The organism is Sphingomonas hengshuiensis (genome assembly GCF_000935025.1).
Classification (GTDB): Bacteria; Pseudomonadota; Alphaproteobacteria; order Sphingomonadales; family Sphingomonadaceae; genus Sphingomonas; species Sphingomonas hengshuiensis.
The window spans coordinates 1,640,331-1,665,665 of sequence record NZ_CP010836.1; the positions used below are offsets into that span (position 1 = coordinate 1,640,331).

Here is a 25,335-nt window from a genome sequence, read left to right on the forward strand (position 1 = left end):
TTGGCTGCGCGAAACGATACCTCATGGAGAGCACATGCCTGAAGACGTCCTGCCGCAGCACCACCGTGCGACGCGAAAAGAGAAGATGGTGATTGCGGCGTCGTCGCTGGGCACGGTGTTCGAATGGTATGATTTCTACCTCTACGGCCTGCTCGCGACGACGATCTCGGCGCAGTTTTTCGCGGGCGTAAACGATACCACAGCGTTCATCTTCGCGCTCGCGGCGTTCGCGGCGGGGTTTGCGGTGCGACCGTTCGGCGCGCTCGTGTTCGGGCGAATCGGCGATCTGGTCGGGCGCAAGAACACCTTCCTCGTGACGATGGGGATCATGGGCGGATCGACCTTCGCAGTCGGCCTGCTCCCCAATTTCGCGACCGCAGGCGTGCTCGCGCCGATCCTGCTGGTGACGCTGCGGGTGCTTCAGGGGCTGGCGCTGGGCGGCCAATATGGCGGCGCCGCGACCTATGTCGCGGAACATGCCCCCGATCATAAGCGCGGCCTCTATACGAGCTGGATCCAGACCACGGCGACGCTGGGCCTGTTCGCCTCGCTGCTGGTGGTGATCGGCACGCGCTCGGCGCTGGGCGAAGCGGCGTTTGCGGCCTGGGGCTGGCGGGTGCCGTTCCTGGCGTCGGTGTTCCTGCTCGGCGTGTCGCTCTGGGTGCGGCTCCAGCTCAACGAGAGCCCGGTCTATGCCAAGATGAAGGCGACCGGCAATGTGTCGAAAGCGCCTCTGACCGAGGCGTTCCTGCGCTGGGGCAACCTCCGCATCGTCTTGATCGCGCTGTTCGGCGCGGTCGTGGGGCAGGCGGTGGTCTGGTATACCGGCCAGTTCTACGCGCTGTTCTTCCTGGAGAAAACGCTCAAGGTCGACGGCATGACCGCCAATGTGCTGATCGCAGTCGCGCTGGCACTCGGCACGCCCTTCTTCGTGTTCTTCGGCTGGCTGAGCGACAAGATCGGGCGCAAGCCGATCATCCTCGCGGGCTGCGCGCTGGCGGCGCTGACCTATTTCCCGCTCTTCCACGCGCTGACCATGGCCGCCAACCCGGCGCTGGCCGAGGCGCAGGCGCGCGCGGCGGTGGTGCTGTCGCCCAACCAGACGGTCTGCTCGGTCCAGTTCGATCCGATCGGCAAGAACAAGTTCGATTCGACTCCGTGCGACGTCGTGAAGGCGTATCTGGCCAAGACGGGCGTCCCCTACAGCATCGACCCGGCAACGATCGGCGATCTCGCGAGCGGCAGCGTCGCGCTGCGGATCGGCAATACGCGCGTGGACCCGCCGGCGACCGCCCTGCTCGCCGCACCCGCGACGCGCGCGGCGACGGTGTCGGGTTATCAGAAGCAGCTCCAGGCCGCGCTCACCGACGCTGGCTATCCCGCCAAGGCCGATCCGGCGCGCGTGGACCATGTCCGCGTCGTCGCGATCCTGTTCGCGCTCGTGCTGCTGGTGACGATGGTTTACGGCCCGATCGCGGCGATGCTGGTCGAGCTGTTCCCCAGCCGCATCCGCTACACCTCGATGTCGCTGCCCTATCATATCGGCAATGGCTGGTTCGGCGGCTTCCTGCCCGCCACCGCCTTCGCGATGGTCGCGGCGACGGGGGATATCTATTACGGCCTCTGGTACCCGGTGATCGCCGCCGCGGCGACGCTGGTGATCGGCCTGCTGCTGCTCCCCGACACGCGCCGCCATTCGATCCACGACTGAGCGGTGAGGGGCGGGCGGTGCGCCGCTCGCCCCTTGCCGTGGCTGGGGATCGACACATGCGCTGGCCGTGCCACTGAAACGCGCTCCCAAAACCCGTTTGCCCTGAGCCTGTCGAAGGGCACGCCGGATGTGCTCCGACAAGCTCAGCACGAACGGAGTTTGGGATTCGCAGAGATCGCGTTACCCGCCCTAGCCGCAGCGCACCGCCACGATCCGACCCTTGTCGTCCAGGTCGACATTCACCCGCTCCGCGCGGAAATCCATCGTTGCCGCAGTCCCCGGCGGCAGCACGCGGATCGCGGTGGCGCCGGTCAGCGCCTGCACTTCGGCCGCCATCGCCGGGGCATAGGTCCTGCCGACCAGCGCCCCCGCCTGCGCCGCATCGCACGTCCCCGGCTGTACGGGCAGCGCGGCGGACGGCGGGTCGCTATAGGCGCACGCGCCCATGCTCAGCGCGGCAAGCGGCAACAGGGCAAGTCGGATCATGAACGCTCCTCGGTCCGGGTCATTTTGAGCTTTCCGCCCTTGACCGTGAACCCAAGCTGACCCTCGACCAGCGCCAGCGCATCCTTGCCGAACTGCTCGAACCGCCAGCCCTGGAGGATCGACAGCCCCTCGCGCTGCCCCGCCGCCAGCGACTCGAGGTCCTCCGACCGCGCCAGCAGCCGCGACGCGACGTTGATCTCCTTAGCGCGGATCTTGAGCAGCAGCTTGAGCAGGTCCGCGACCAGCGCGCCGTCCTTGCCCAGCGCGGGTTTGCGGTCGTCGCGTCCGGGCATTTCGGACACCGGCATCGGCACCGCGGCTTCCAGCGCCGCCATCAGCCGCCCGCCGATATCGTTGTTCGCCCATGCCGCGGAGAGCCCGCGCACGCGCCCCAGATCGGCCTGTTTGCGCGGCGGCGTGCCCGCCAGATCGGCCAGCGTCTCGTCCTTGATGATCCGCCCGCGCGGCAGGTCCTTGCCCTGCGCCTCCAGCTCGCGCCACCGGCCCAGCGCCTTCAGCCGCCCCATCACTTCGGGCTTGCGGCTCGACACGCGCACGCGCTGCCACGCCAGATCGGGGTCGTTGCGATAATGTTCGGGGTCGGCCAGCCGCTCCATCTCCTGGTCCAGCCATGCGCCGCGCCCGGTCTTGCGCAGCTTGTCGAGCATCCTGGGGAAGATTTCGGAGAGATAGGTCACGTCGCAGATCGCATAGTCGATCTGGCGCTTGTCCAGCGGCCGCCGCGCCCAGTCGGTAAAGCGCGCGCCCTTGTCGACCGTGATCCCCAGATAGGTGTCGACCAGGTTCGAATAGCCGATCTGCTCGCCTTGCCCCAATGCCATCGCGGCAACCTGGGTATCGAACAGCGGGTGCGGGGTCTTGCCGGTCAGGTTATAGACGATCTCGATATCCTGCCCGCCGGCGTGGAAGACCTTGAGGACATCCTCATTCTCGGTGAGCAGGTCGAGCAGCGGCTTCATGTCGATTCCGCCCATCGGATCGATCGCCGCCGCCTCTTCGTCGTCGGCGATCTGGATCAGGCAGAGTTCGGGCCAATAGCTGTTTTCGCGCATGAACTCGGTGTCCACGCAGATATAGGGCTTGGTCGCGAAGCGGGAGCAGAGATTGGCGAGGGCGGTAGAGTCCTCGATCAGGCCATGTATGTGCATCGAGGGCCCATAGACCCGTCTTCGGGTTGACAAAAGAGGGTGGGACGGAGATGCGCCCGACCTGTCGATTTTTAGTCGTCATCCCGGCGAAAGCCGGGACCTTGTGCCCCACAGGCTTGGCTTCGTGGCCCGAGGCCCCGGCGTTCGCCGGGGTGACGACCAGTGAGAGAAAAGCAATGCACGCCTATCGCACCCACAATTGCGCTCAGCTCCGCGCCGCCAATGTCGGCGATACCGTCCGCCTGTCCGGCTGGGTGCATCGCAAGCGCGACCATGGCGACCTCGTCTTCATCGACTTGCGCGACCATTATGGCATCACCCAGATCGTCACCGACGTCAGCGGCCCGGCCTTTGCCGCGATCGAGTCGCAGCGCAGCGAATCGGTGGTGACCGTCACCGGCACCGTCGTCGCGCGCGATGCCGCTGTGGTGAACCCGAACCTGCCCACCGGCGAGATCGAAGTCCGCGCGCTCGACGTCACCGTCCAGTCGGCGGCGCAGGAGCTGCCGATGCCGGTGTTCGGCGATTCGGAATATCCTGAGGAAATCCGGCTGCGCTATCGCTACCTCGATCTGCGCCGTGAGAAGATTCATAAGAACATCCTGCTCCGCTCGAACGTCATCGCGTCGCTGCGCCGCCGGATGATCGACCAGGGTTTCACCGAGTTCCAGACCCCGATCCTGACCGCGTCCAGCCCCGAGGGCGCACGCGACTATCTGGTCCCCAGCCGCGTCCATCCCGGCAAATTCTACGCGCTCCCGCAGGCGCCGCAGATGTTCAAGCAGCTGCTGATGGTCGCGGGCTTCGATCGCTATTTCCAGATCGCGCCCTGCTTCCGTGATGAGGACGCCCGCGCCGATCGTAGCCCGGGTGAATTCTACCAGCTCGATTTCGAAATGAGCTTCGTCACGCAGGACGATGTGTTCGCGGCGATCGAGCCCGTGTTGCACGGCGTGTTCGAGGAATTCGCGAACTGGGAGAATAAGGGCCGCACCGTCTCCGCGCTGCCGTTCAAGCGCATCCCGTACCGCGAATCGATGCTCAAATACGGCAACGACAAGCCCGATCTGCGCAACCCGATCCTCATCAGCGACGTGTCGGAGCAGTTCCGCGGCTCGGGGTTCAGCCGGTTCGCGTCGATGGTCGAAAGCGGCGACGTCGTCCGCGCGATCCCCGCGCCGGGCACGCATGAAAAGAGCCGCAAGTTCTTCGACGACATGAACAGCTGGGCGCAGTCCGAAGGCTTTCCCGGCCTCGGCTATGCGACGCAGAAGGACGGCGTCTTCGGCGGCCCGATCGCCAACAACCATGGCCAGGAGGGGATGAAGGCGATCGCCGACGCACTCGGCCTCGGCCCCAATGACGGCATCTTCTTCGCCGCGGGCAAGGAGGCACAGGCCGCCAAGCTCGCCGGCCTCGCGCGCACCCGCGCCGCCGACCAGCTCGGGCTGATCGACGCGAGCCGCTTCGAATTCTGCTGGATCGTCGACTTCCCGATGTTCGAATATGACGAGGACGCCAAGAAGGTCGATTTCAGCCACAACCCCTTCTCGATGCCGCAGGGCGAGATGGAAGCGCTGGAGACCAAGGACCCGCTCGACATCCTGGCGTACCAATATGACATCGTCTGCAACGGCGTCGAGCTGTCCTCGGGCGCGATCCGGAACCATCGCCCGGAGATCATGTATAAGGCGTTCGAGATCGCCGGCTATACCCAGGCCGATGTCGACACCAATTTCGCGGGCATGATCAACGCCTTCAAATTCGGCGCCCCCCCGCATGGCGGCTCGGCCCCCGGCGTCGATCGCATCGTGATGCTGCTCGCCGACGAGCCCAACATCCGCGAAGTCATCACCTTCCCGATGACGCAAAAGGCCGAGGACCTGATGATGCAGGCCCCTAGCTTCGTCAGCGAGAGGCAGTTGAAGGAACTCAACATCCGCCTCGCGCCGCAGGTCGCGGCCGAGCTGAAGGCAAAGGGTATCGACGGCTGAAGTTAACCGTCATCCCGGCGAAAGCCGGGACCTCAGCCGATGGCGCTGCACGCCCGACGCAGGGACAGAGTCGCACGAGATCCCGGCCTTCGCCGGGATGACGGTCGGGGCGGGTGCGCACCCGGGTTGAAGATAGAAACGATGCGACAAACCGGCGAGGATATGCGTTCCAAGTACAAGGAAACCGCCCAGGGGGGCTTGGCCGTCAACGTCGTCGCCTGCTGACGCCGCCGCGCACGCCCCGCGCAGCACGAAGGACGCCCATGACGATCGACCTCTCCGACTATGAAGACGGCGCGGATTTCGACGGCCACTATAAAAAGGCGCTCGCCAAGCTCCAGGAACGCCTCAGCCACATCCACACCGCGCATATCGTCCATCGGCGCCGCGCAGTCGTGGTGTTCGAAGGCTGGGACGCGGCGGGGAAGGGCGGGATCATCAAGCGGCTGACGGGGGAGTGGGACCCACGCTATTTCGAAGTCTGGCCGATCGCGGCACCGACGCCGGAGGAGGCCGCGCACCATTTCCTCTGGCGCTTCTGGCGCCGCTTGCCGCCGGTCCACAATATCTCGGTGTTCGACCGGAGCTGGTACGGTCGCGTGCTGGTCGAGCGCGTCGAGGGCTTCGCGACCGAGACCGACTGGCGGCGCGGCTATGACGAGATCAACGAATTCGAGCGGCAACAGGTCGATACCGGCACGACTTTGGTCAAGATCTTCATCCACGTCACGCAAAAGACCCAGGATAAGCGGCTTCAGGACCGGCTCGACCATCCCTGGAAACGCTGGAAGACCGGGCTCGACGATTACCGTAACCGCGCGAAACGGGCCGAGTATCTGGAGGCGATGGACGAGATGTTCCGCCGCACCGACACCGTGCTCGCGCCGTGGATCGTGATCGACGGCAACGACAAAAAGGCCGCCCGGATCGCCGCGCTGACTGCGATTGCCGACGCGCTGGAGGCACAGGTCCCGATGGACCCGCCGGTGCTCGATCCGAAGGTGGAGAAGGTCGCGCGCAAGGCTTTGGGGCTCAAGTCGGCGGCTTGACTTGTAGGATTTGTTCTGCAAATGTTCTGCGGGACGATGTGCCGACCGCCCGTGTCCCGAGTCGAAACGCCGTTCAGACCCTGAAGGAGCCTAAACTTCGTAAACTTCGCCGCCGTTTCACCGGCTCAGGCCGGTGCGAATGCGCCGTTTTCGTCCATGATGTGGAGCACGCCATCGGCAATCGCGAAATAGGCCCCCTGGAGCCGCAGCGTACCCGCCGCCTCGCGCTGGGTGACGCACGGGAAGCTGCGCAGATTGGCGATCGAGACGCGCACCGTCTCCAGTTCCATGGCGTGGATCGCGGCGTCGCCTTCGCCATATTCGGCGACGATGCGGTCGCGGGCTTCGTCGAGCATGTCGACCCAATGCGCGATGAACCCGCCCGCGCCGGGCGCCTTGCCGGCAAAGCGGCGGGTCAGCGCCGCATGCACGCCGCCGCACGCGCCGTGCCCCATCACGACGATTTCGGGCACCTCGAGCTGGGTGACCGCGAACTCCAGTGCCGCCGAAACGCCGTGTCGGCTGCCGTCCAGCTCGAACGGCGGGACCAGGTTGGCGACGTTGCGCACCACGAAAATCTCGCCGGGCGACGTGTCAAAGATCTGCGCGGGGTCGACGCGGCTGTCGGAACAGGCGATCACCATGACCTTGGGCGACTGGCCCTCGGACAATTCGTCCCAGCGCGCCCGCTGCTGGGCATAGCCCGTCGAGCGGAAGCGGCCATAGCCGGCGAGCAGGGCGGAAAAGTCGGTCATGCCGCTTCTCTAGCGCATGTTGTAACCGCATCAAGCCGTCGCTAGATGCCAGTCATGACCGAGATGGCACCGCTCCCCCGCCCCGAACGCGTCCGCAAGCCCGACTGGATCCGAGTCAAGGCCCCGACGTCGGAGGGCTTCGCCGCCACCCGCGCGCTGATGCGCTCGAAGAGCCTGACGACGGTGTGCGAGGAAGCCGCCTGCCCGAACATCGGCGAATGCTGGTCGAAGAAGCACGCCACGGTGATGATCCTCGGCGACACCTGCACCCGCGCCTGCGCGTTCTGCAACGTCAAGACCGGCATGCCGCGCGCAGTCGATCCGATGGAGCCACAGAATGTCGCCGATGCCGCCGCGCAGATGGGGCTGGCGCATATCGTCATCACCTCGGTCGACCGCGACGATCTGAAGGACGGCGGCGCGAGCCAGTTCGTCAAGGTGATCGAGGCAATCCGCCGCACGAACCCGACCACGACGATCGAAATCCTGACCCCCGATTTCCGCAACAAGCACGAAGCCGCAGTCGAGGCTATCGTCGCCGCGCGGCCCGATGTGTACAACCATAATCTGGAGACGGTGCCCCGCCTCTATCCGACGATCCGCCCCGGCGCGCGCTATTATGCGTCGCTGCGGCTGCTCGAATCGGTCAAGAAGCTCGACCCGTCGATCTTCACCAAATCGGGCATCATGCTCGGGCTGGGCGAGGAGCGGCTGGAGGTGCATCAGGTCATGGACGACATGCGCTCCGCCGACATCGATTTCCTGACGATGGGCCAGTATCTCCAGCCCACGCCGCGCCACGCCAAGGTCCAGGAATTCGTGCCCCCCGCCGGGTTCCAGGCCTATGGCGCGATCGCGCGGGCAAAGGGGTTCGCGCTGGTCGCCTCCAGCCCGCTCACGCGCTCCAGCTACCACGCCGGCGACGACTTCGCGAAGCTGCGCGACGCCCGCGCGGCCAAGCTCGCAAAGCAGACGGCAAGCGCCTGAATGCCCAAGCACAGCGAGACCCGGCACCTTCCCTATACGCCGGAGCAGATGTTCGATCTGGTGGCGGACGTGCCGCGCTATGCCGAGTTCCTGCCCTGGGTCACGGCGATCCGGGTGAAGTCGAACAGCGAGACCCAGATGGTCGCCGATATGATCGTCGGCTTCAAGGGCCTGCGCGAGACCTTCACGTCAAAGGTCGAAAAGCAGCGCCCCGGCCATTTGCGCGTCGACTATCTGGACGGACCGCTCAAGCATCTCAACAACGACTGGATTTTCCGCTCGGATGGCGAGGGCGGGTGCCTGGTCGAGTTCTGCGTGGACTTCGCGTTCAAGAACCGCATGTTTGAAATGCTGGCGGGCCAGGTGTTCGACCGCGCGCTACGCAAGATGATCAATGCGTTTGAAGAGCGGGCGGCGGCGCTGTATGGGGAGGGTGCTCGGGGCGCGGCTTGAGGGGGCGTCATCCCGGCGAAAGCCGGGACCTCAGGCCGCAGGCGTGCCGCTGGCTTACTCCGCTTCCGCCCCGGCCGCATCCGGCATCAACAAGTCCAGCGCACACAGCGCCGCCTGGAGCCGCACCCCCGCACGGCCATTATTCTCGAAAAGCCGCGCATCGGCGACGATGTGCTTGGGATCGGCGCCGCGCACCGCCTGGGCGAACACCACGGTGCCCACCGGCTTTTTGTCGCTCCCGCCATCCGGGCCGGCGACACCGGTGATCGCCACCGCCACATCGGCTCCGCATTTGGTCAGCGCGCCCTGCGCCATGCTCCACGCGACCGCGATCGACACCGCGCCGAACGTCTCGAGCACGTCGGTGCTGACCTTCAGCACTTCGGTCTTGGCTTCGTTCGAATAGGTCACGAACCCCGCCTCGAACACGTCCGAGGACCCCGGTATCTCGGTCAGCGCGGCGCTCACCAGCCCGCCGGTGCAGCTTTCGGCGACGGCGATTCTGCGCCCGGCGGCGCGGTTCGCCTCGATCACCTTGCGGGCGGAATCGACCAGTTCGGCGGGAAGAATCGTGTCCATAGGATCAGCCCTGTGCCACCATGACCGCGACGACGCGAGTCATGCGTTTTGTTCGGGGATACGCACGGTTGCAACGGCTTGCGCCGCCATGCCTTCGCCCCGGCCGGTGAAGCCGAGGCGTTCGGTGGTGGTCGCCTTCACGCTCACCTTGGCGGGGGAAAGTTGCAGGATTGCGGCAATGCTTTCGCGGATCGCGGTGCGATGCGGCCCGATCTTGGGCGCCTCGCAGATGATCGTCACATCGATAAAGTCGATGATCCCGCCCTCGGCGCGCACCAGCCCCGCCGCATGTTCGAGGAAGCGGGCAGAGGCCGCGCCGCGCCATTGCGGGTCGCTGGGGGGGAAATGCATCCCGATGTCGCCCGCGCCGATCGTGCCGAGCACCGCATCGGTGATCGCGTGGAGCGCGACATCGGCATCGCTATGCCCCGACAGCCCCTTGCTGTGCGGCACCCGCACGCCGCCCAGCCACAATTCCTCACCCTCCGCGAAGCGATGGACGTCGTATCCGGTGGCGGTCCGCACGCGCAGGCTGGCGGCATGGCGCGCCTCGGCGGCGGCGAAGTCGGCGGGGTGGGTGATCTTTTCCAGCATTGGGTCTCCGGGGACGATGGTGACGGGGTGGCCGCCCGCGCGCACCATCTGGGCATCGTCGGTCGCCTCGGCACCCTCCGGCCATGCGCGGTGCGCCGCCAGCACGGCGTCGAATGCGAAGGCCTGCGGCGTCTGTACCCGGTACAGCGCCTCGCGGGGCACGATGTCGCCCATCGCGCCGTCGAACCGCACCAGCGTATCGGCGACGGGCAGGGCAGGGAATGCGCCCGCATGGGTATCGAGCGCCGCCAGAAGCGCATCGATCACGGCGGCGGACAGGAACGGGCGCGCCGCATCATGGATCAGCACTCGATCATGCCCCGCCAGCGCCTCCAGCCCGTTGCGCACCGACTCGCGCCGCGTCGCCCCGCCGATCACGAACGGCACCGGTCCCAGCGCGGCGTGCAGCGCGTCGTGCTGCCCCTCGGCGATCACCACCAGCACGGTGTCGATCGCCGGATGGGCGGAGAGCGCGGCATGGCTGTGCGCGAGCATCGGCTTGCCTGCGAGCATCGCATATTGCTTGGGCACCGCGCCGCCTGCACGGGTGCCGGTTCCGGCGGCAACGATCAGCGCGGCGGTTTTCGGCTGGGTCATGCTGCGCGCCTAGCCGTGCCGTTGCGCTCGGGCAAGCGGCCCGCCTTGCCATTGCCCGCTTGTACCGCTAGGCGCTGGTGCCTATTTTTCAGGCAGACCATGAGCGAACTCGCCCCCATCCAGGTCGGTCCGGTGCGGATCGATGCCCCCGTGCTGCTGGCGCCGATGACCGGTGTCACCGACCTGCCGTTCCGTCGCGTCGTGCGCCGTTTCGGCTCGGGCCTCAACGTCACCGAGATGATCGCCAGCCAGGCCGCGATCCGCGAGACACGCCAGTCGCTCCAGAAATGGGCATGGGACCCGATCGAGGAGCCCGTGTCGATGCAGCTGGTCGGCTGCACCCCCTATGAGATGGGCGAGGCGGCGAAGCTGAGCGCGGATCGCGGTGCCGCGATCATCGACATCAACATGGGCTGCCCGGTGCGCAAGGTCACGAACGGCGATGCGGGTTCGGCGCTGATGCGCGATTTGCCAAACGCCGGCGCGCTGGTCGCGGCGGTGGTCAAGGCCGTCGACGTGCCCGTCACGCTCAAGATGCGGATGGGCTGGGACCATGACAGCCTGAACGCCCCCGAACTGGCGCGGATTGCACAGGATCTGGGGGTGCAGATGGTGACCGTCCATGGCCGCACCCGCAACCAGATGTACAAGGGCTCGGCCGACTGGGGCTTTATCCGGCGGGTGAAGGATGCAGTGACGATCCCCGTGATCGCCAATGGCGACATCTGCACGGTCGAGGATGCGCGCGAGGCGCTCCGCCAGTCTGGCGCCGACGGCATCATGATCGGGCGCGGCGCCTATGGCCGGCCCTGGGTGCTGCGCCGGGTGATGGACGCGCTGACCGGCAAGGGCGAGCGCGAAGAGCCTTCGCTCGAAGAACAATATGACGTGATCACCGCGCACTACATCGACACGCTCAGCCATTACGGCAACGAGGTCGGCGTCAACATGATGCGCAAGCATATCGGCTGGTACACCAAGGGCATCCATGGTTCCGCCGAGTTCCGCAACAAGGTGAACCAGCAGGCGGACCCGCGCGTGGTGCTCGACATGCTCTCCGAATTTTACGGTCCATGGCTTTCCCGCGCGGCGGCCTGAGGCGCGCCAAGCCGGAGCCGGTCAACGGGCCGGGCTTTGCCGAGCTGTTCGCGGCGCTGCCGGTGGCGGTGCTGGCGATCGACCCCGACGGGCGCATCGCCCATGCCAATGCCGCGTGCGAGCTGCTGCTCAACCATAGCGAGACGAGCATGGTGGGGCAGCCCTATGACGCAGTGCTGTCGCCGCCGCAGGACTATGCCGATCGTCGCGACGGCCATGGCTTCGCGGCGTTCGATACCGAGATCGAGGCGGTGCGCGGCGCGCGTATCCGCGTCGATTTCGTCGAGACTTTGGTCGCCGACCATCCCGGCTGGCGGATCGTGACGCTCCACCACGCCCCGCAATCGCGCCGCGTCGCGCAGGGTGCGGACCGCACCGCGGGCGCGCGTGCCGCCGTGGGTGCCGCTGCGATGCTCGCGCATGAGATCAAGAACCCGCTATCGGGCATCCGCGGCGCCGCCCAGCTGCTCCAGAGCAGCGGCGAGGATGACGAGCTGACCGAGCTGATCACCACCGAAGTCGATCGCATCGCCGCGCTGATCGACCGGATGCAGGATTTCACCGACACCCGCCCGCTCAAGCTGGCGCCGACAAACGTCTACCCGCTGCTCGGCCATGCCCGGCGCGTCGCGCTCGCGGGGTTCGCGCGCGACATCGCGATCGACGAGCGGTTCGATCCCTCGCTGCCCCAGGTGCTGATCGATCCCGACGCCTTCCTCCAGGTGCTGCTCAACCTGCTCAAGAACGCCGCCGAGGCGCTGGCCGGTCAGGCGGACCCGCGGATCACGCTGACCACTGCCTATCGCCACGGCATGTCGGTCAGCACCGGGGCGGGCCGCCCGCGCCAGCCGCTGCCGATCGAGATTACAGTGATCGACAACGGACCCGGCGCCCCCGCCGACATTGCCGAGCATCTGTTCGAGCCCTTCGTCTCGGGCAAGCCCGAGGGCAAGGGGCTGGGCCTCCCGCTGGTCGAGAAGCTGGTCCGCGACATGGGAGGGATCATCCAATATGCCCGCGAGCGCGAGCCCGAAGTGACGGTATTCCGCATCCTGTTGCCGAGGGCGCTGTGAGCGCGGCGCCGGGCACCGTGCTGGTCGTCGACGACGACAGCGCGATCCGCACCGTCGTCGCCGCCGCGCTGAAGCGCGAGGGGCATCGGGTGACGACTGCCGCGTCGATCGCCGAGATGCGGCGGGCGATGGCGATTGCGGTGCCCGATGTGCTGGTAACCGACGTGGTGCTGCCCGATGGCAATGGGCTCGACCTGATGCCCGCGCTGCTCGTCGACTATCCCGATCTGCCGGTGATCGTGTTCTCGGCGCAGAATACGCTGGCCACTGCGGTACGCGCGACCGAAGTGGGCGCGTTCGATTATCTGCCCAAGCCGTTCGACCTCGACGTGCTCGGCGCCGCGGTGCGCGGGGCGATGGCGCGGCGGACGCGGCGTCCGGCGGAGCTTCCCGATGCCGAGGTCGGTGGCGGCCCGTCGCTGATCGGTCGCTCGCCGGCGATGCAGGAAGTGTATCGCGTCATCGCACGCGTCGTCGCCAACGACCTGACCGTGCTGATCTCGGGCGAATCGGGCACCGGCAAGGAACTGGTCGCCAAGGCGATCCACGACCTGGGGCCACGCCGCCGCGCGCCGTTCGTGGCGCTCAACATGGCCGCGATCCCGCGCGAGCTGATCGAGGCCGAGCTGTTCGGGCATGAGCGCGGCGCGTTCACCGGCGCCGCCGCGCGCGTCGCGGGCAAGTTCGAACAGGCGGCGGGCGGCACGCTGTTTCTCGACGAGATCGGCGACATGCCGATGGACGCCCAGACGCGCCTCCTGCGCGTGCTGCAATCGGGTGAGTTCACCACCGTCGGGGGTGCCCGCACGATCCGCGCCGACGTCCGGATCGTCGCCGCGACCAACAAGGATCTGTCCCAGCTCGTCCAGGCCGGGCAGTTTCGCGAGGACCTGTTCTACCGGCTCAACGTCGTCCCGGTCACTTTGCCGTCGCTGCGCGAGCGGCGGCAGGACGTGGCACTGCTCGCGCGCCATTTCCTCGATCGCGCGGCGGAGGACGGGCTGCCGCGCAAGCAGCTCGATCGCGATGCCGTGGCGGTGATGGAGGGCTATGACTGGCCCGGCAACGTCCGCGAGCTTGAGAACCTCATGCGCCGGATCGCCGCGCTCAGCCGCGACGAGTGGATCGACGCGCATACGATCCGTCGCGCGCTGGGCGAGGCGAGTGCCGCGCAGCCTGCGCCCGGTGACGCCGCGATCGAAGCGGCGGTGCGCGCGCGGCTGGAGCGAATCGCGATCGAGGAGCCGCACGCGCTCGACGATGGCAGCCTGTACGACCGGATCATCGGCGAAGTCGAACGCCCGCTGATCGAGGCGATGCTCGCGCGCAACGGCGGAAACCAGCTCCGCGCCGCCCGCGCGCTCGGCATAAATCGCAATACCTTGCGCAAGCGGATCGACACTTTGGGGATCGATATGGCCGGAAATCGTCCGGATGGTGCCGAGTAGCGACAGGCGACGCATAATATGTGTTTTCTGGGCAACGGTTGCGTTGTAATCCAGCAACGATGTCCGCCGATCTGAGTCCGGCCCCCGCGAAAACTGCCAAGCCCCAGCGGCTCGCGCCCATGCGCCTGCTGGAGGTCACCGTCGGCGCCCTCGCGCTCGCCACCCCCGTCGCGACCTATTTGTTCATCGAGCGCGGCGCGAACAAGGAGCTGTTCAGCCCCGGCGTTGCCGCGATGCTGCTGCTCGCGAACCTGCTGCCCTATGTCGTGCTGATCGTGCTCGCGGGGCGGCGGATCGCGATCCATCGCGCAGCAAAGTCGCCGCTGGAGGGCGGGGGGCAACTCCATGTCCGGCTGGTCGCGGTGTTCACGCTGATGGCCAGCGTGCCGATCGTCCTCACGGTGATTGCGGCCTCGGTGATGTTCCAGTCGGGGGTCCAACTCTGGGGTTCGGAGCGGGCGCGCGGCGCGCTCGATTCGACGATGGCGCTGGCCAAGGAGGGGCAGGAACTTGTCGTCCAGCGCTGGACCGGCGAAGCGCGGCAGATGGCACGCGATATTGCGGGTCGATTCCCGGTCATCCCGGCGCGCTCGGAGACTTTCGAGCAGCAGTTCCTCACCCAGACCTACCTGCGCAATCTCTTCCAGTCGGTGCTGTTCCGCGTCGTCGACGGCAAGAATGTCGAGGCGCTCTACGCCTATGAGGCGCCCGATGCGCAGGTGTTCACGACGCGCGTGTCGGGCCGGGTGCTCAACCTGCTGCGCGACGAGGACAGCTTCACCAATTACGATGCCGATACTTTGTGGGTCGTCACCCCGGTCGATCGCGCGCGGAGCATTTTCCTCTACGTCGCCACCCCCAACGATGTCGGCTTCCTCAACCGCCAGAATGTCGCGGCGGACAAGATCGTCACCGACTATGAATCGCTGCGCAAACGCTCGCGTTCGCTCCAGCTTCAGTTCAACGCGGTGCTGTTCGGCGTCGCGCTGCTGATCGTCGGGCTGGCGACGTGGATCGCATTTGCAGTCGCGGATCGCCTCGTGCGTCCGGTGGAGCAACTGGTTACCGCCGCGCGGCGCGTCGCCGACGGCGACCTCACCGCGCGCGTACCGACGCCGCAGTCGCACGACGAGATCGGCACGCTGGGAAATGCGTTCAACAGCATGACCGGGCGGCTACAGGGCCAGACCAACGCCCTCGTCGCCGCCAATGCCCAGCTTGAGGCGCGCCGCGCGCTGATCGAAGCCGTGATGTCGGGCGTCACCGCCGGCGTGATTTCGGTCGATGCCGGGCGGCGAGTGCGGCTGATCAACGAATCGGCGATCGCACTGCTGCGGCAGGGTGGGGCAAGTCCGGTGGGCAAGCCGCTGGCCGACATGGCGCCGGAGCTCGACAAGCTGCTCGACGGCGTCGAGCGCGAGGCCGTGGTGCAGGTGACGCCCGCCACCGAACCGCGCACGCTGGCGGTGAAGATCACGAGCGACGAACAGGGCCAGGTCCTGACCTTCGACGATATCACCCAGCAATTGCTCGACCAGCGCCGCGCCGCCTGGTCCGACGTCGCGCGCCGCATCGCGCACGAGATCAAGAACCCGCTCACGCCGATCCAGCTCGCCGCCGAGCGGCTCCAGCGCCGCTATGGCAGGCAGATCGAGGGCGGGGAGGGGGTGTTCGCCCAGCTTACCGGCACGATCGTCCGCCAGGTCGGCGACCTGCGCCGGATGGTCGATGAATTCTCGTCCTTCGCGCGGATGCCCAAGCCGATGTTCCGGCGGGAGTCGCTGCTCGATATCGGTCGGCAGTCGATGTTCCTCCACGAAGTCGCGCACCCCGCGATCCGTTTCGAAGTCCAGGCGCCCGATAACGCCCCGGCTATCGTGTGCGATCGCCGCCAGATCGGGCAGGCGCTGACCAACGTGGTCAAGAACGCCGTCGAGGCGATCGAGGCGCGTGGCGAGGGCGAGGCGCTGCCGCAGGGGGAGATCGTGATGAGGCTCTCGACCGAGATCGCGCATCGCATCACGCTGACCGTGGCGGACAATGGCGTCGGGCTCCCGGTGGAGCGCGACCGCATCGTCGAGCCCTATATGACGACGCGCAGCCGCGGCACCGGGCTGGGCCTGGCGATCGTGAAAAAGATCGTCGAGGAGCATTTCGGCACGATCGCCTTCACCGATCGCCCCGGCGGTGGGACGATCGTGACGCTCTGCTTCGACACCGAAGCCCTCGCGCGCACCGCCACTGAAACCGACGAAGACAAAGCCGAACCGCGGCCCGCGGTCCTTACCCGTACTGGAAGCATGAAGTCATGAGTCTCGATATTCTGGTCGTCGACGACGAGCGCGACATCCGCGAACTGGTGGCAGGCGTTCTCGAGGATGAGGGCTATGAAACCCGCGGCGCCGCCGATAGCGACGCGGCGCTGGAGGCGATTGCCGAACGCCGCCCGACGCTCGTGCTGCTCGACGTATGGTTACACGGGTCGCGGCTCGACGGGCTGGAACTGCTCGACGAGATCAAGCGGCGCGATCCGACGCTGCCGGTGCTGGTGATCTCGGGCCATGGCAATCTGGATACGGCGGTTGCCGCGATCCGGCGCGGCGCGGCGGACTTCATCGAAAAACCGTTCGAGGCCGAGCGGCTGCTGCTCCTCGTCGAACGCGCGACCGAGACCGAGCGGCTGAAGAAGGAAGTCGCCTCGCTGCGCGCCTCGATCGGCCGCGAGGACGACCTGACCGGCGCATCCACCGCGATCAACGCCGTGCGCGCCACGCTGAAGCGCGTTGCCTCCACGGGCAGCCGCGTGCTGATCCATGGTGGCGCGGGCGTGGGCAAGGAAGTCGCGGCACGATTGCTCCACGGCTGGAGCCAGCGCACCTCGGCACCGTTCGTCATCGTCAGCGCCGCCCGCATGACGCCCGAGCGCGTCGAGGAGGAGTTGTTCGGCGTCGAGGAAGCGGGCGACCTCGTGCGCCCCGGGCTGCTCGAACAGGCGCATGGCGGCACTTTGTTCATCGACGAGGTCGCCGACATGCCGGTCGCGACTCAGGCGCGCATCCTGCGCGTGCTGACCGACCAGAGCTTCAACCGCGTCGGCGGCACCCGGATGGTCAAGGTCGACGTCCGCGTCGTCTCCGCCACCGCGCGCGACCTGATGGCCGAAATCGCGGCAGGGCGTTTCCGCGAGGATCTCTATTACCGGCTGAACGTCGTCCCCGTGACCATCCCCCCGCTGACCGACCGGCGCGAGGATATTCCGGTGCTGGTCGAGCATTTCGTCGCGCACTACGCCAGTGAAAGGCGTGTGCCCACGCCCGAGGTCGCACCGGATGCGATGGTCGCGCTGCAAAGCTATGAATGGCCGGGCAATGTTCGCCAGCTTCGCAACGTCGTCGAGCGGACGGTGATCCTCGCGCCGGGCGACCGGATCGGGCGGATCGATCTCGACCTGTTGCCGACCGAAGTCTTGGGCAACCAGGGCGAGCGCGGCGGCGGCAGCGGCGCGAGCGCGATCATGGGCGCGCCGCTGAAGGAAGCGCGCGAGACGTTCGAGCGCGAATATCTCCGCGTCCAGATCCGCCGCTTTTCGGGCAATATCTCGCGCACCGCGAGCTTCATCGGGATGGAGCGCTCGGCGCTGCACCGCAAGCTGAAGCTGCTGGGGATCACCGAGACCCGCGACGAATAGCGGCGGTGGACGCGGGCGCGGATCGATCCTACATAGGGCCGATCCGCGCCAGGGTGGCACGGTACTCCGACGCCGGGAAACGGCGCGATGCGGGACAGATCCCGCCAAAAATACAAGGATCCCAGCCATGGCAGAGAAGCAAACCTCGCTGCAGGACCTGTTCCTCAATTCGCTGCGCCGGTCGAAAGCACCGGTTACGATGTTCCTCGTAAAGGGCGTCAAGCTCCAGGGGATCGTGACCTGGTTCGACAATTTCTCGGTGCTGCTGCGCCGCGACGGCCAGTCACAGCTGATCTACAAGCACGCAATCTCGACGATCATGCCCTCGGGCCCGCTCGATCTGACCGCGCTGCTCGACGCTGCCGGCGAGTATCAGCACAAGAACCCCGTGCTCCAGGAAATCTTCCTGAACGCGGTGCGTCGCCAGCAGGAGAATGTCACGATGTTCCTGGTGAACGGCGTGATGCTCCAGGGCCAGATCGCGGCATTCGACCTGTTCTGCATGCTGCTCCAGCGCGAAGGCATGGCACAGCTCGTCTACAAACATGCGGTCTCGACGATCCAGCCTGCGCATCCGCTGAACCTCGCCGAGGAACAGAATGGTGAGGACTGAGTAGAGACGGCATGAGTACTGGTTTCGATCGCGACCCCGATGAATTTTCGCGCGGAGCAAAGGCGGCTGTCGTCTATCCCGACATGGGCGGCAGCTCGCGTGACGCCGATGCGCGTCTCGAGGAGACCGCCGGTCTCGCCGCAGCGATCGGAATCCACGTGCGCGAAAAGGTTGCGCTCCGCATCCGCAGCCCCAAGCCGGGGACGCTGATCGGATCGGGGCAGGTCGAGGCGCTGGCCGAGACCGTGCGCGACCAGGAACTCCAGCTTGCGGTGTTCGACGCCAGCCTGACGCCGGTGCAGCAGCGCAATCTGGAGACTGCGCTCGGCTGCAAGGTCATCGACCGTACCGGGCTCATCCTCGAAATCTTCGGCGAGCGCGCGCGCACTGCCGAGGGGCGGCTCCAGGTCGAGCTGGCGCATCTCGATTATCAGGCGGGGCGGCTGGTGCGCAGCTGGACCCATCTCGAACGGCAGCGGGGTGGATTCGGCTTTCTCGGCGGTCCGGGCGAAACCCAGATCGAGGCCGATCGCCGGCTGATCCGCGATCGCATGGCGCGGCTTCGGCGCGAACTCGATCAGGTCAGCCGCACGCGCTCGCTCCATCGTGACCGCCGCCAGCGTGCGCCGTGGCCGGTGATCGCGCTGGTCGGCTATACCAATGCCGGCAAGTCGACGCTGTTCAACCGACTGACCGGCGCCGACGTGATGGCGGAGAATTTGCTGTTCGCGACGCTCGACCCCACGCTGCGCCAGATTGCGCTGCCGGGGATCGACAAGGCGATTCTGTCCGACACCGTGGGCTTCGTCTCCGAACTGCCGACCCAGCTCGTGGCGGCGTTCAAGGCGACGCTCGAGGAGGTGGTCTCGGCCGACCTCCTGATCCACGTCCGCGACGTCGCGCATCCCGACAGCGAAGCGCAGAAGGACGATGTCGAGCAGGTGCTGTCCGACATCGGCGTCGCGGAGGAGACTCCGCGGTTCGAAGCGTGGAACAAGCTCGACCTGCTGGATGCCGACTCCCGAGCGTATCTGACCGCGGAGGCGGCGAAGCGCGACGACGTCATGCCGATTTCCGCGATCACCGGCGAAGGCGTCGATGCGCTGGTCGAAGCCGTCGCCGCGCGGCTGACCCAGGGGCACCGCCGCTACCATATCGAACTCGACCCCGCCGATGGGGCAGGGGCGGCGTGGCTGCATCAGCATGGCGAGGTGCTCGAACAATCGATCGCCGACGACCGCGCGCTGTACGAAGTCCGCATGGCGCCACGCGACTATGATCGGTTCTGGCTGAGGGCGGGCTAAGCCGCCGCGTCGGCCTTGACCTGCTGCCACAGCGCTTCCTGCGCATCGAGATCGAGCCCGGCGATGCTCCCGCCTGCGCGCGCCTCCATCGCCTTGAAACGGCCTTCGAACTTCGCGTTGGCCGCGCGGAGCGCAGCCTCGGGCTCGATGCCGAGCTTGCGCGCCCAATTGACCACCGCGAACAACAGGTCACCAATCTCTTCCTCGCGGTGCGCTTGCGACAGGGCCGCCTCCACCTCGGCGATTTCCTCGTCGACCTTGGCGCGCGCGCCGCTCGGGTCGGGCCAGTCGAACCCGGTGCGCGCGGCGCGCTTCTGGAGCTTTTCCGCGCGGAGCAGCGCGGGCATGCCCAGCGCGACTCCGTCCAGCGCGCTTTCCGCGCCCTTGCGCCCGCGCTCCTCGGCCTTGATCTGCTCCCACAGATAATGCCCCCCCTCGGTCGCGTCGCCAAAGATATGCGGGTGGCGGCGCTCCATCTTTTCGCTGATCGCCGCCACGACGTCGGCCAGCGCGAAATGCCCCGCTTCCTCGGCGATGCGGCTGTGGAACACGACCTGGAGGAGAAGGTCGCCCAGTTCGTCCTTGAGTTCGGAAATGTCGCCGCGCGCAATGGCGTCGGCGACTTCATAGGCTTCCTCGATCGTGTAGGGCGCGATCGTGTCGAACGTCTGGACGCTATCCCATTCGCACCCCCGCTCGGGATCGCGCAGCCGCGCCATGATCGCGACCAGGCGTTCGATATCGGGACCGGGGGTAGTGCTGGGCATGTATGCGCTTTCTAAAGGGCGGGGCGCAGCCATAGCAGCACGCCGTAACCCGTTGAAGCCTCGCGCCGCTTGTCTTCGCGGTCGCGCGATGACATTCGGGCCCGCGTGAAGGACCGCCCGACAATACGCATCGCGCGCCCGCGGCTGTTGCTGTTCGCGTTCGGCGACTTCGCGTTCAACCTCTACTGGCAGAGCATCATGCTCTTCCTGCTGTTCTACTATACCGAGGTGCTGCGCCTGCCGGTCGGGCTGGCGGCGGCGACCTATCTGGTGGCGCTGTTCTGGGACGGGGTGGTGAGCCTTGCCGTCGGCGTGCTGGCGGATCGACTGCGCGAGACGATCGGCTATCGACGGCTTTTGCTGTTCGGGCCCGTCCCGCTGGGGGTGAGTTTCGTCCTCGCCTATCTGCCCCCGTCGACGCACGGAAGCTGGGCCGCCGCCGCGGTGCTGGGTACGCACCTGCTGTTCCGCACCGGCTATGCGCTGGTCAACATCCCCTATCTGGCGATGACTGCGCGCGTGACGGCGGACAGCGGCGACCGCGCGCTGCTCGCGGGGGCGCGGATGCTGTTCGGGGCTGCAGCGCTGCTGGCGGTGACGCTGGGGACAGTGCCGCTGGGCGGCTGGATCAGCGGCAGCGGTAATCCCGCGACGATCTACCTTGCCGCGGCGGGGCTGTTCGCCGCAGTCGGTACCGCGATCCTGATGGCGGTCGCGCTGTTCGTGCCCGAAGTCGTCGCCGATCCCATAGTTCGGCAGCGCCCCTCGCTGCGCGCAGCCAGCGCCAGCCTGGCGCGCAACCGCGCGTTCGTGACACTCAATCTCGCCATGGCGTGCATCGTGATCGCCTCGACGATCCTCACCAAATCGGTGCTCTATTTCTACAAATACGGGTTCGGCGACGAGGCTGCGGGACATTTCGCGCTCGCGTCGATGGGGACGGTCGGTCTCGTCGCCGTGCCGATCTGGACTTTGGTGTGCCGCGGGCTCGGGGGGCGTGCGACATGGTTGCTGTGCAGCGGGCTCGCCGTCGCGCTCCTCGCCGGTTTCGCGGCGTTCCGGATCGGGGACCCGCGCGCGATGCAAGGGTTCCTCACGGCGATGCAGGCTGCGCTGATCGGGCTCCACATCGTGTTCTGGGCGATGCTGCCCAACACCGTCGAATATGGCGAGCGATCGAGCGGGCTGCGGCTCGAAGGCGCAGTATTCGGCGTTGCCACTCTGCTGCAGCGCGTGGCGATGGGCGCCGCCACGGGGGTGTTCGGGATTGCCCTGGCCGCTACCGGCTACCGTGCGGACAGCGCGCCGACGCCCGCGACGATCGAAGGCCTGCGCCTGATCGTCGCGGTGCCGCCGCTCCTGTTCGTCGCGCTCGCGGCGGGGCTGATGGTGCTCAACCCGCTCACCCGCCGCGCGCACGCCGCGATCGTCGACGAACTGTCCCGCACGCGCCGCGAGCGCTAGCCGGCCGCCAGCTCGAAGCGCCCGTGCAGACCCTCGGCTTCGGCGGAGGGCGCGATCCACAGATCGAACGCGCCGGGTTCCGCAATCGGGCGATTGTCCCGACCGATGAACATCAGGTCGCGGCGGGACAGCGTGAACAGCACCTCGCGCGCCTCGCCCGGTGCCAGCGCGATCTTGCGGAAGCCCTTGAGCTGGCGCACCGGGCGCGTGATGCCCGCGGTGCGGTCGCGGATGTAGAGCTGCGCGACTTCCTCGATCGCCCGGCTGCCGGAATTGCGCAGCGTCGCCCGCACCGACAGCGTGCCGTCCCACGCCAGCTGCGGAGCATGCGCCAGCCCCGAATAGTCGACGCGGCCATAGCTCAGCCCATGGCCGAACGGATACAGCGCCGAGTTCGGCACGCCCCGATAATGCGCCTTATATTCGGTCAGCGGACCGTCCGGATTGGGGCGCCCCGTCGGCTTGTGATCGTAGTGATAGGGGGCCTGCCCGCTCGCCCGCGGGAAGCTGACCGGCAGCCGGCCCGAGGGGCTGTAGGCGCCGTACAGCACATCGGCGATCGCCGGTCCGGTCTCGGTCCCGAGGAACCAGCTCACCAGGATCGCGGGCGCAGCGGCCACGGCGCCGTCGAGCGCGAGCGCGCGCCCGTTCTTTAGCAGCACCACGACCGGCTTGCCGGTCGCCGCCACCGCTTCGGCCAGCGCGCGTTGCGGGGCAGGGACGACGGTCTCGGTCACCGACTGCGCCTCGCCCGACATCCGGGTGCCCTCGCCGATCGCGAGGATCACGACATCGGCTGCACGCGCCGCGGCGACCGCCGCTTCGATGCCGCCCGCAATCGGCTCCTCGATACCCGAACCTTCAGTCACGCTGATCAGGTCTGGCCGCGCCGCAGCGGCGCGCATTCCGGTCGCCAGGTCGATCGCCTGCCTATCGTCGCCATAGACGCACCACGGCCCGACCAGATCATGCTGCCCGGACGCGAACGGACCGATCAGCGCGACGCGGCGGTCCTTGGCGAGCGGCAACAGGTCGCCGTCATTCTTGAGCAGCACCATCGAACGCCGCGCAACTTCGCGCGCCAGCGTGCGATGCGGCTTCGACAGGACCACCGCCTTTTCGCGGCGCGGGTCGGCGCGGCGGAACGGGTCGTCGAACAGCCCCAGCCTGGCCTTCACCGCCAGCACGCGGCGCACCGCCTGATCCAGCCGCGCCATCGGCACGTCGCCCGACGCGACCAGCTCGGGCAGGTGCTGCAGGTAGAATCCGCTCTGCATGCTCATGTCGACCCCGGCCAGGAACGCGAGGCGAGTCGCGTCGCGCGCATCGGCGGCAAAGCCATGGGCGATCATCTCCTCGTCGCCGGTATAATCCGACACGACCAGCCCATCGAATTTCCATTCGCCGCGCAGCACGTCGTCGAGCAGCCAGGCATTGCCGGTGGCAGGAATGCCCGAAAGCTCGTTGAACGCCGCCATCACCGACAGCGCGCCCGCGTCGAGTGCGGCTTCGAACGGCGGGAAATAGACGTCGCGCAGCGTGCGTTCGGAGACATCGACGGTGTTATAGTCGAGCCCGCCTTCCGCCGCGCCATAGGCGGCGAAATGCTTGGCGCATGCCAGCACCGAATCGCGGGCGGTCAGCGTCTTGCCCTGGAACCCGCGGACACGCGCAGTGGCGAACAGGTTGCCGAGGTGCACGTCCTCGCCCGCCCCCTCGACACCGCGACCCCAGCGCGCGTCGCGGGCGATGTCGACCATCGGCGCGAAGGTCCAGTCGATCCCCGCCGCTGCGGCTTCGACGGCCGCCACGCGCGCGCTGCGTTCGGCGAGGTCGGGTTCCCAGCTCGCGGCTTCGCCCAGCGGAACGGGGAATATCGTGCGATGGCCATGGATCACGTCGGCGGCGAAGATCAGCGGGATTTTGAGCCGCGACTCGCGCATCGCGACGGTCTGCATCTGGCGCGTCATCTCAGCGCCATTGCCGTTGAACACCCCGGTCAGCTGGCCGCGGCGGACCTGGTCGAGTTGCTGCGCGAAACTGGCGCCCGCAGAGGGCGGGTTGAGCGCGGTTGCGGCAGAGCCCGCCCATGCCGCGGCCATCAATGTCAGCTGGCCGGCCTTTTCCTCCACTGTCATCTTCGCAATCAGCGATTCGATGAATGCCGGGGCGGGGGCGTCCTGCGCCGCCTGGATCAGCGCGCGCGCCGGGCTGGACGCCCATGCGGCGATCGCGCCGGCACCCATCAACGCGGCGCGGCGAGATACCAGTGACTTCAACATCTTAAATCCTTCTCCTACGGACTAGCCTGAGGAATTTCAGTCGGTGATGGCGGCGCCCTAAACGGGGCTAAGTCATTTTTTGCTTGGGCTGCAACCTGTAACCGGTTACATAGCACGCAGCCCGGGCGACAGTGCAACCGCTTTCACATCCGTCGAGACCCAGGCAGGGACAAAGCCTCAGCGCGGAAGACATGCGCGGGCGGGAGAGTGGCGACCAATGGCACAGGTTACGATTCGCGATGTGGCGCGGGTGGCGGATGTTTCCGTCGCCTCGGTGTCGCGCGCGATGAACGGGCTGGACAATGTCCACCCCGATACCCGCGCCCGCGTCCTCGCCGCCGCCGCGCAGCTCGGCTATGTCCCTCACGCTGGCGCCCGCAACCTCAGCATGGCGCGGGCGCATGCGATCGGCGTGGTGCTTCCCGATCTGCACGGCGAGTTCTTCTCCGAAATCGTGCGCGGCATGGACAAGGAAGCGAGCAGCCGTGGCTTCCAGCTTCTGCTGTCGAACATGCATCAGGACCCGGCCCAGGCGGGGCAGGCGCTGCGGGCGATGCGCGGGCGCGTCGACGGGCTGCTTATCATGGCGCCGCATCTCGACGCGTTCGACTTGCTGCGCGGGATGCCGGGCAACCTGCCGTCGGTCCTCGTGAACTGCCGGGCCGGGAGCGAGGTCGCGACGATCCTGGTCGACAATGTCGGCGGGTCGGACACGATGGTCCGCCATCTGCTCGCCAATGGCCACCGGGCGATCGCGCATATCGCGGGCCCGCAGGGAAATCTTGATGCCGAGGAACGGCTGGCCGGGTTCCGCCTGTCGATGCGGCGCCATGCCGGAGTCGAGAACCCGTTGGTGCTTCCGGGCGACTTTCGCGAGGAGGCCGGGGCGGCTGCGGCGCGCGCGCTGATCGCGGGCGGGCAGCGCGTCGATGCGGTGTTCGCCGCGAACGACATGATGGCGATCGGCTGCCTGCTGGCGCTGCGCGAGGCTGGGGTCGACGTACCGGGCCGGATCGCGGTCGCCGGCTTCGACGATATTCCGGTGGCCCGGTATCTGGGCCTTACCACGATGCGGGTCCGCATCGCCGAGATCGGCGCCCGCGCCGTGTCGCGGCTCTGCGAGCGACTCGCGGGCGGGGGGATCCCCGCCACCACCGAACTTCATGCGCCCGACATTGTCGCGCGAACAACGACGACCATGCGTGCCTGAAGCGTACCGCTAGG

At 67.3% G+C, this 25,335-nt stretch carries 21 protein-coding genes; 14 read left to right on the plus strand and 7 right to left on the minus strand.

Annotated elements, in window-relative coordinates; all coding sequences use genetic code 11:
- The first annotated feature begins 34 nt into the window (after positions 1 to 34).
- The gene (locus TS85_RS07285) at positions 35 to 1,711 is read left to right on the plus strand and encodes an MFS transporter (RefSeq protein WP_044331369.1); all 1,677 of its coding nucleotides are present in this window, start codon (positions 35 to 37) and stop codon (positions 1,709 to 1,711) included.
- 189 nt (positions 1,712 to 1,900) lie between these two features.
- Here the strand turns inward: TS85_RS07285 and TS85_RS07290 are convergent, their stop codons facing one another.
- Both TS85_RS07290 and rnd read right to left on the minus strand, forming a co-directional pair.
- A complete protein-coding gene (locus TS85_RS07290; RefSeq protein WP_044331371.1) occupies positions 1,901 to 2,197 on the minus strand; it encodes an I78 family peptidase inhibitor in 297 nt (98 codons plus the stop codon).
- Positions 2,194 to 3,366, minus strand: a complete 1,173-nt coding sequence (rnd, locus tag TS85_RS07295; protein ID WP_044331372.1) for a ribonuclease D — start codon at positions 3,364 to 3,366, stop codon at positions 2,194 to 2,196. The genes TS85_RS07290 and rnd overlap by 4 nt, the downstream gene beginning before the upstream one ends.
- A 176-nt stretch (positions 3,367 to 3,542) precedes the next feature.
- On the opposite strand from rnd, the gene aspS reads away from it, so the two are divergent.
- Positions 3,543 to 5,360, plus strand: coding sequence for an aspartate--tRNA ligase (gene aspS, locus TS85_RS07300; RefSeq protein ID WP_044331374.1), 1,818 nt, complete (start codon positions 3,543 to 3,545; stop codon positions 5,358 to 5,360).
- Between the two features lie 263 nt (positions 5,361 to 5,623).
- Complete coding sequence (locus tag TS85_RS07305) at positions 5,624 to 6,409, plus strand: polyphosphate kinase 2 family protein (RefSeq protein ID WP_044331378.1); 786 nt, start codon at positions 5,624 to 5,626, stop codon at positions 6,407 to 6,409.
- Positions 6,410 to 6,534: 125 nt separating this feature from the next.
- Here TS85_RS07305 and TS85_RS07310 read toward each other — a convergent pair whose 3' ends face one another.
- A complete protein-coding gene (locus tag TS85_RS07310) occupies positions 6,535 to 7,164 on the minus strand; it encodes a carbonic anhydrase (RefSeq protein WP_044331381.1) in 630 nt (209 codons plus the stop codon).
- A 54-nt stretch (positions 7,165 to 7,218) separates the two neighbouring features.
- Here TS85_RS07310 and lipA point away from each other — a divergent pair, with 54 nt between their 5' ends.
- Entirely contained in the window at positions 7,219 to 8,151 is a 933-nt protein-coding gene (lipA, locus tag TS85_RS07315) for a lipoyl synthase (protein WP_044331383.1), read from the plus strand.
- A complete protein-coding gene (locus tag TS85_RS07320; RefSeq protein ID WP_044331385.1) occupies positions 8,152 to 8,604 on the plus strand; it encodes a type II toxin-antitoxin system RatA family toxin in 453 nt (150 codons plus the stop codon).
- Positions 8,605 to 8,658: 54 nt separating this feature from the next.
- Here the strand turns inward: TS85_RS07320 and TS85_RS07325 are convergent, their stop codons facing one another.
- Positions 8,659 to 9,183, minus strand: coding sequence for a CinA family protein (locus tag TS85_RS07325; RefSeq protein ID WP_044331387.1), 525 nt, complete (start codon positions 9,181 to 9,183; stop codon positions 8,659 to 8,661).
- Positions 9,184 to 9,222: 39 nt separating this feature from the next.
- A complete protein-coding gene (locus tag TS85_RS07330; RefSeq protein ID WP_044331388.1) occupies positions 9,223 to 10,374 on the minus strand; it encodes a bifunctional 2-C-methyl-D-erythritol 4-phosphate cytidylyltransferase/2-C-methyl-D-erythritol 2,4-cyclodiphosphate synthase in 1,152 nt (383 codons plus the stop codon).
- Between the two features lie 99 nt (positions 10,375 to 10,473).
- Here TS85_RS07330 and dusB point away from each other — a divergent pair, with 99 nt between their 5' ends.
- The 7 genes from dusB to hflX are packed head-to-tail and all read left to right on the plus strand — an operon-like array spanning position 10,474 to position 19,598.
- Positions 10,474 to 11,472: a tRNA dihydrouridine synthase DusB gene (dusB, locus tag TS85_RS07335; protein ID WP_044331390.1), complete on the plus strand. Its 999-nt coding sequence runs from the start codon at positions 10,474 to 10,476 to the stop codon at positions 11,470 to 11,472.
- Positions 11,448 to 12,545, plus strand: a complete 1,098-nt coding sequence (locus TS85_RS07340) for a two-component system sensor histidine kinase NtrB (protein WP_044331391.1) — start codon at positions 11,448 to 11,450, stop codon at positions 12,543 to 12,545. The genes dusB and TS85_RS07340 overlap by 25 nt, the downstream gene beginning before the upstream one ends.
- Positions 12,542 to 13,993, plus strand: a complete 1,452-nt coding sequence (ntrC, locus tag TS85_RS07345; RefSeq protein WP_044331392.1) for a nitrogen regulation protein NR(I) — start codon at positions 12,542 to 12,544, stop codon at positions 13,991 to 13,993. The genes TS85_RS07340 and ntrC overlap by 4 nt, the downstream gene beginning before the upstream one ends.
- A 59-nt stretch (positions 13,994 to 14,052) precedes the next feature.
- Positions 14,053 to 16,305: a sensor histidine kinase NtrY-like gene (locus TS85_RS07350; protein ID WP_044331393.1), complete on the plus strand. Its 2,253-nt coding sequence runs from the start codon at positions 14,053 to 14,055 to the stop codon at positions 16,303 to 16,305.
- Positions 16,302 to 17,681, plus strand: coding sequence for a nitrogen assimilation response regulator NtrX (ntrX, locus tag TS85_RS07355; RefSeq protein ID WP_044331395.1), 1,380 nt, complete (start codon positions 16,302 to 16,304; stop codon positions 17,679 to 17,681). The genes TS85_RS07350 and ntrX overlap by 4 nt, the downstream gene beginning before the upstream one ends.
- Positions 17,682 to 17,706: 25 nt before the next feature.
- On the plus strand, positions 17,707 to 18,294 hold the full coding sequence (gene hfq, locus TS85_RS07360) for an RNA chaperone Hfq (RefSeq protein ID WP_407082120.1): 588 nt from the start codon (positions 17,707 to 17,709) through the stop codon (positions 18,292 to 18,294).
- Positions 18,295 to 18,305: 11 nt separating this feature from the next.
- The gene (gene hflX / locus TS85_RS07365) at positions 18,306 to 19,598 is read left to right on the plus strand and encodes a GTPase HflX (protein WP_044331399.1); all 1,293 of its coding nucleotides are present in this window, start codon (positions 18,306 to 18,308) and stop codon (positions 19,596 to 19,598) included.
- Here hflX and mazG read toward each other — a convergent pair.
- Positions 19,595 to 20,365 (minus strand): nucleoside triphosphate pyrophosphohydrolase, encoded by a 771-nt coding sequence (mazG, locus tag TS85_RS07370; RefSeq protein WP_044331400.1) that lies wholly within the window; start codon positions 20,363 to 20,365, stop codon positions 19,595 to 19,597. The genes hflX and mazG overlap by 4 nt on opposite strands.
- A gap of 105 nt (positions 20,366 to 20,470) precedes the next feature.
- Here mazG and TS85_RS07375 point away from each other — a divergent pair, with 105 nt between their 5' ends.
- A complete protein-coding gene (locus TS85_RS07375) occupies positions 20,471 to 21,829 on the plus strand; it encodes an MFS transporter (RefSeq protein ID WP_044331401.1) in 1,359 nt (452 codons plus the stop codon).
- Here the strand turns inward: TS85_RS07375 and TS85_RS07380 are convergent.
- A complete protein-coding gene (locus TS85_RS07380; protein WP_044331402.1) occupies positions 21,826 to 24,111 on the minus strand; it encodes a glycoside hydrolase family 3 N-terminal domain-containing protein in 2,286 nt (761 codons plus the stop codon). The genes TS85_RS07375 and TS85_RS07380 overlap by 4 nt on opposite strands.
- A gap of 217 nt (positions 24,112 to 24,328) precedes the next feature.
- Here TS85_RS07380 and TS85_RS07385 point away from each other — a divergent pair, with 217 nt between their 5' ends.
- A complete protein-coding gene (locus TS85_RS07385; protein WP_044331403.1) occupies positions 24,329 to 25,321 on the plus strand; it encodes a LacI family DNA-binding transcriptional regulator in 993 nt (330 codons plus the stop codon).
- The last annotated feature ends 14 nt before the right edge of the window (positions 25,322 to 25,335 follow it).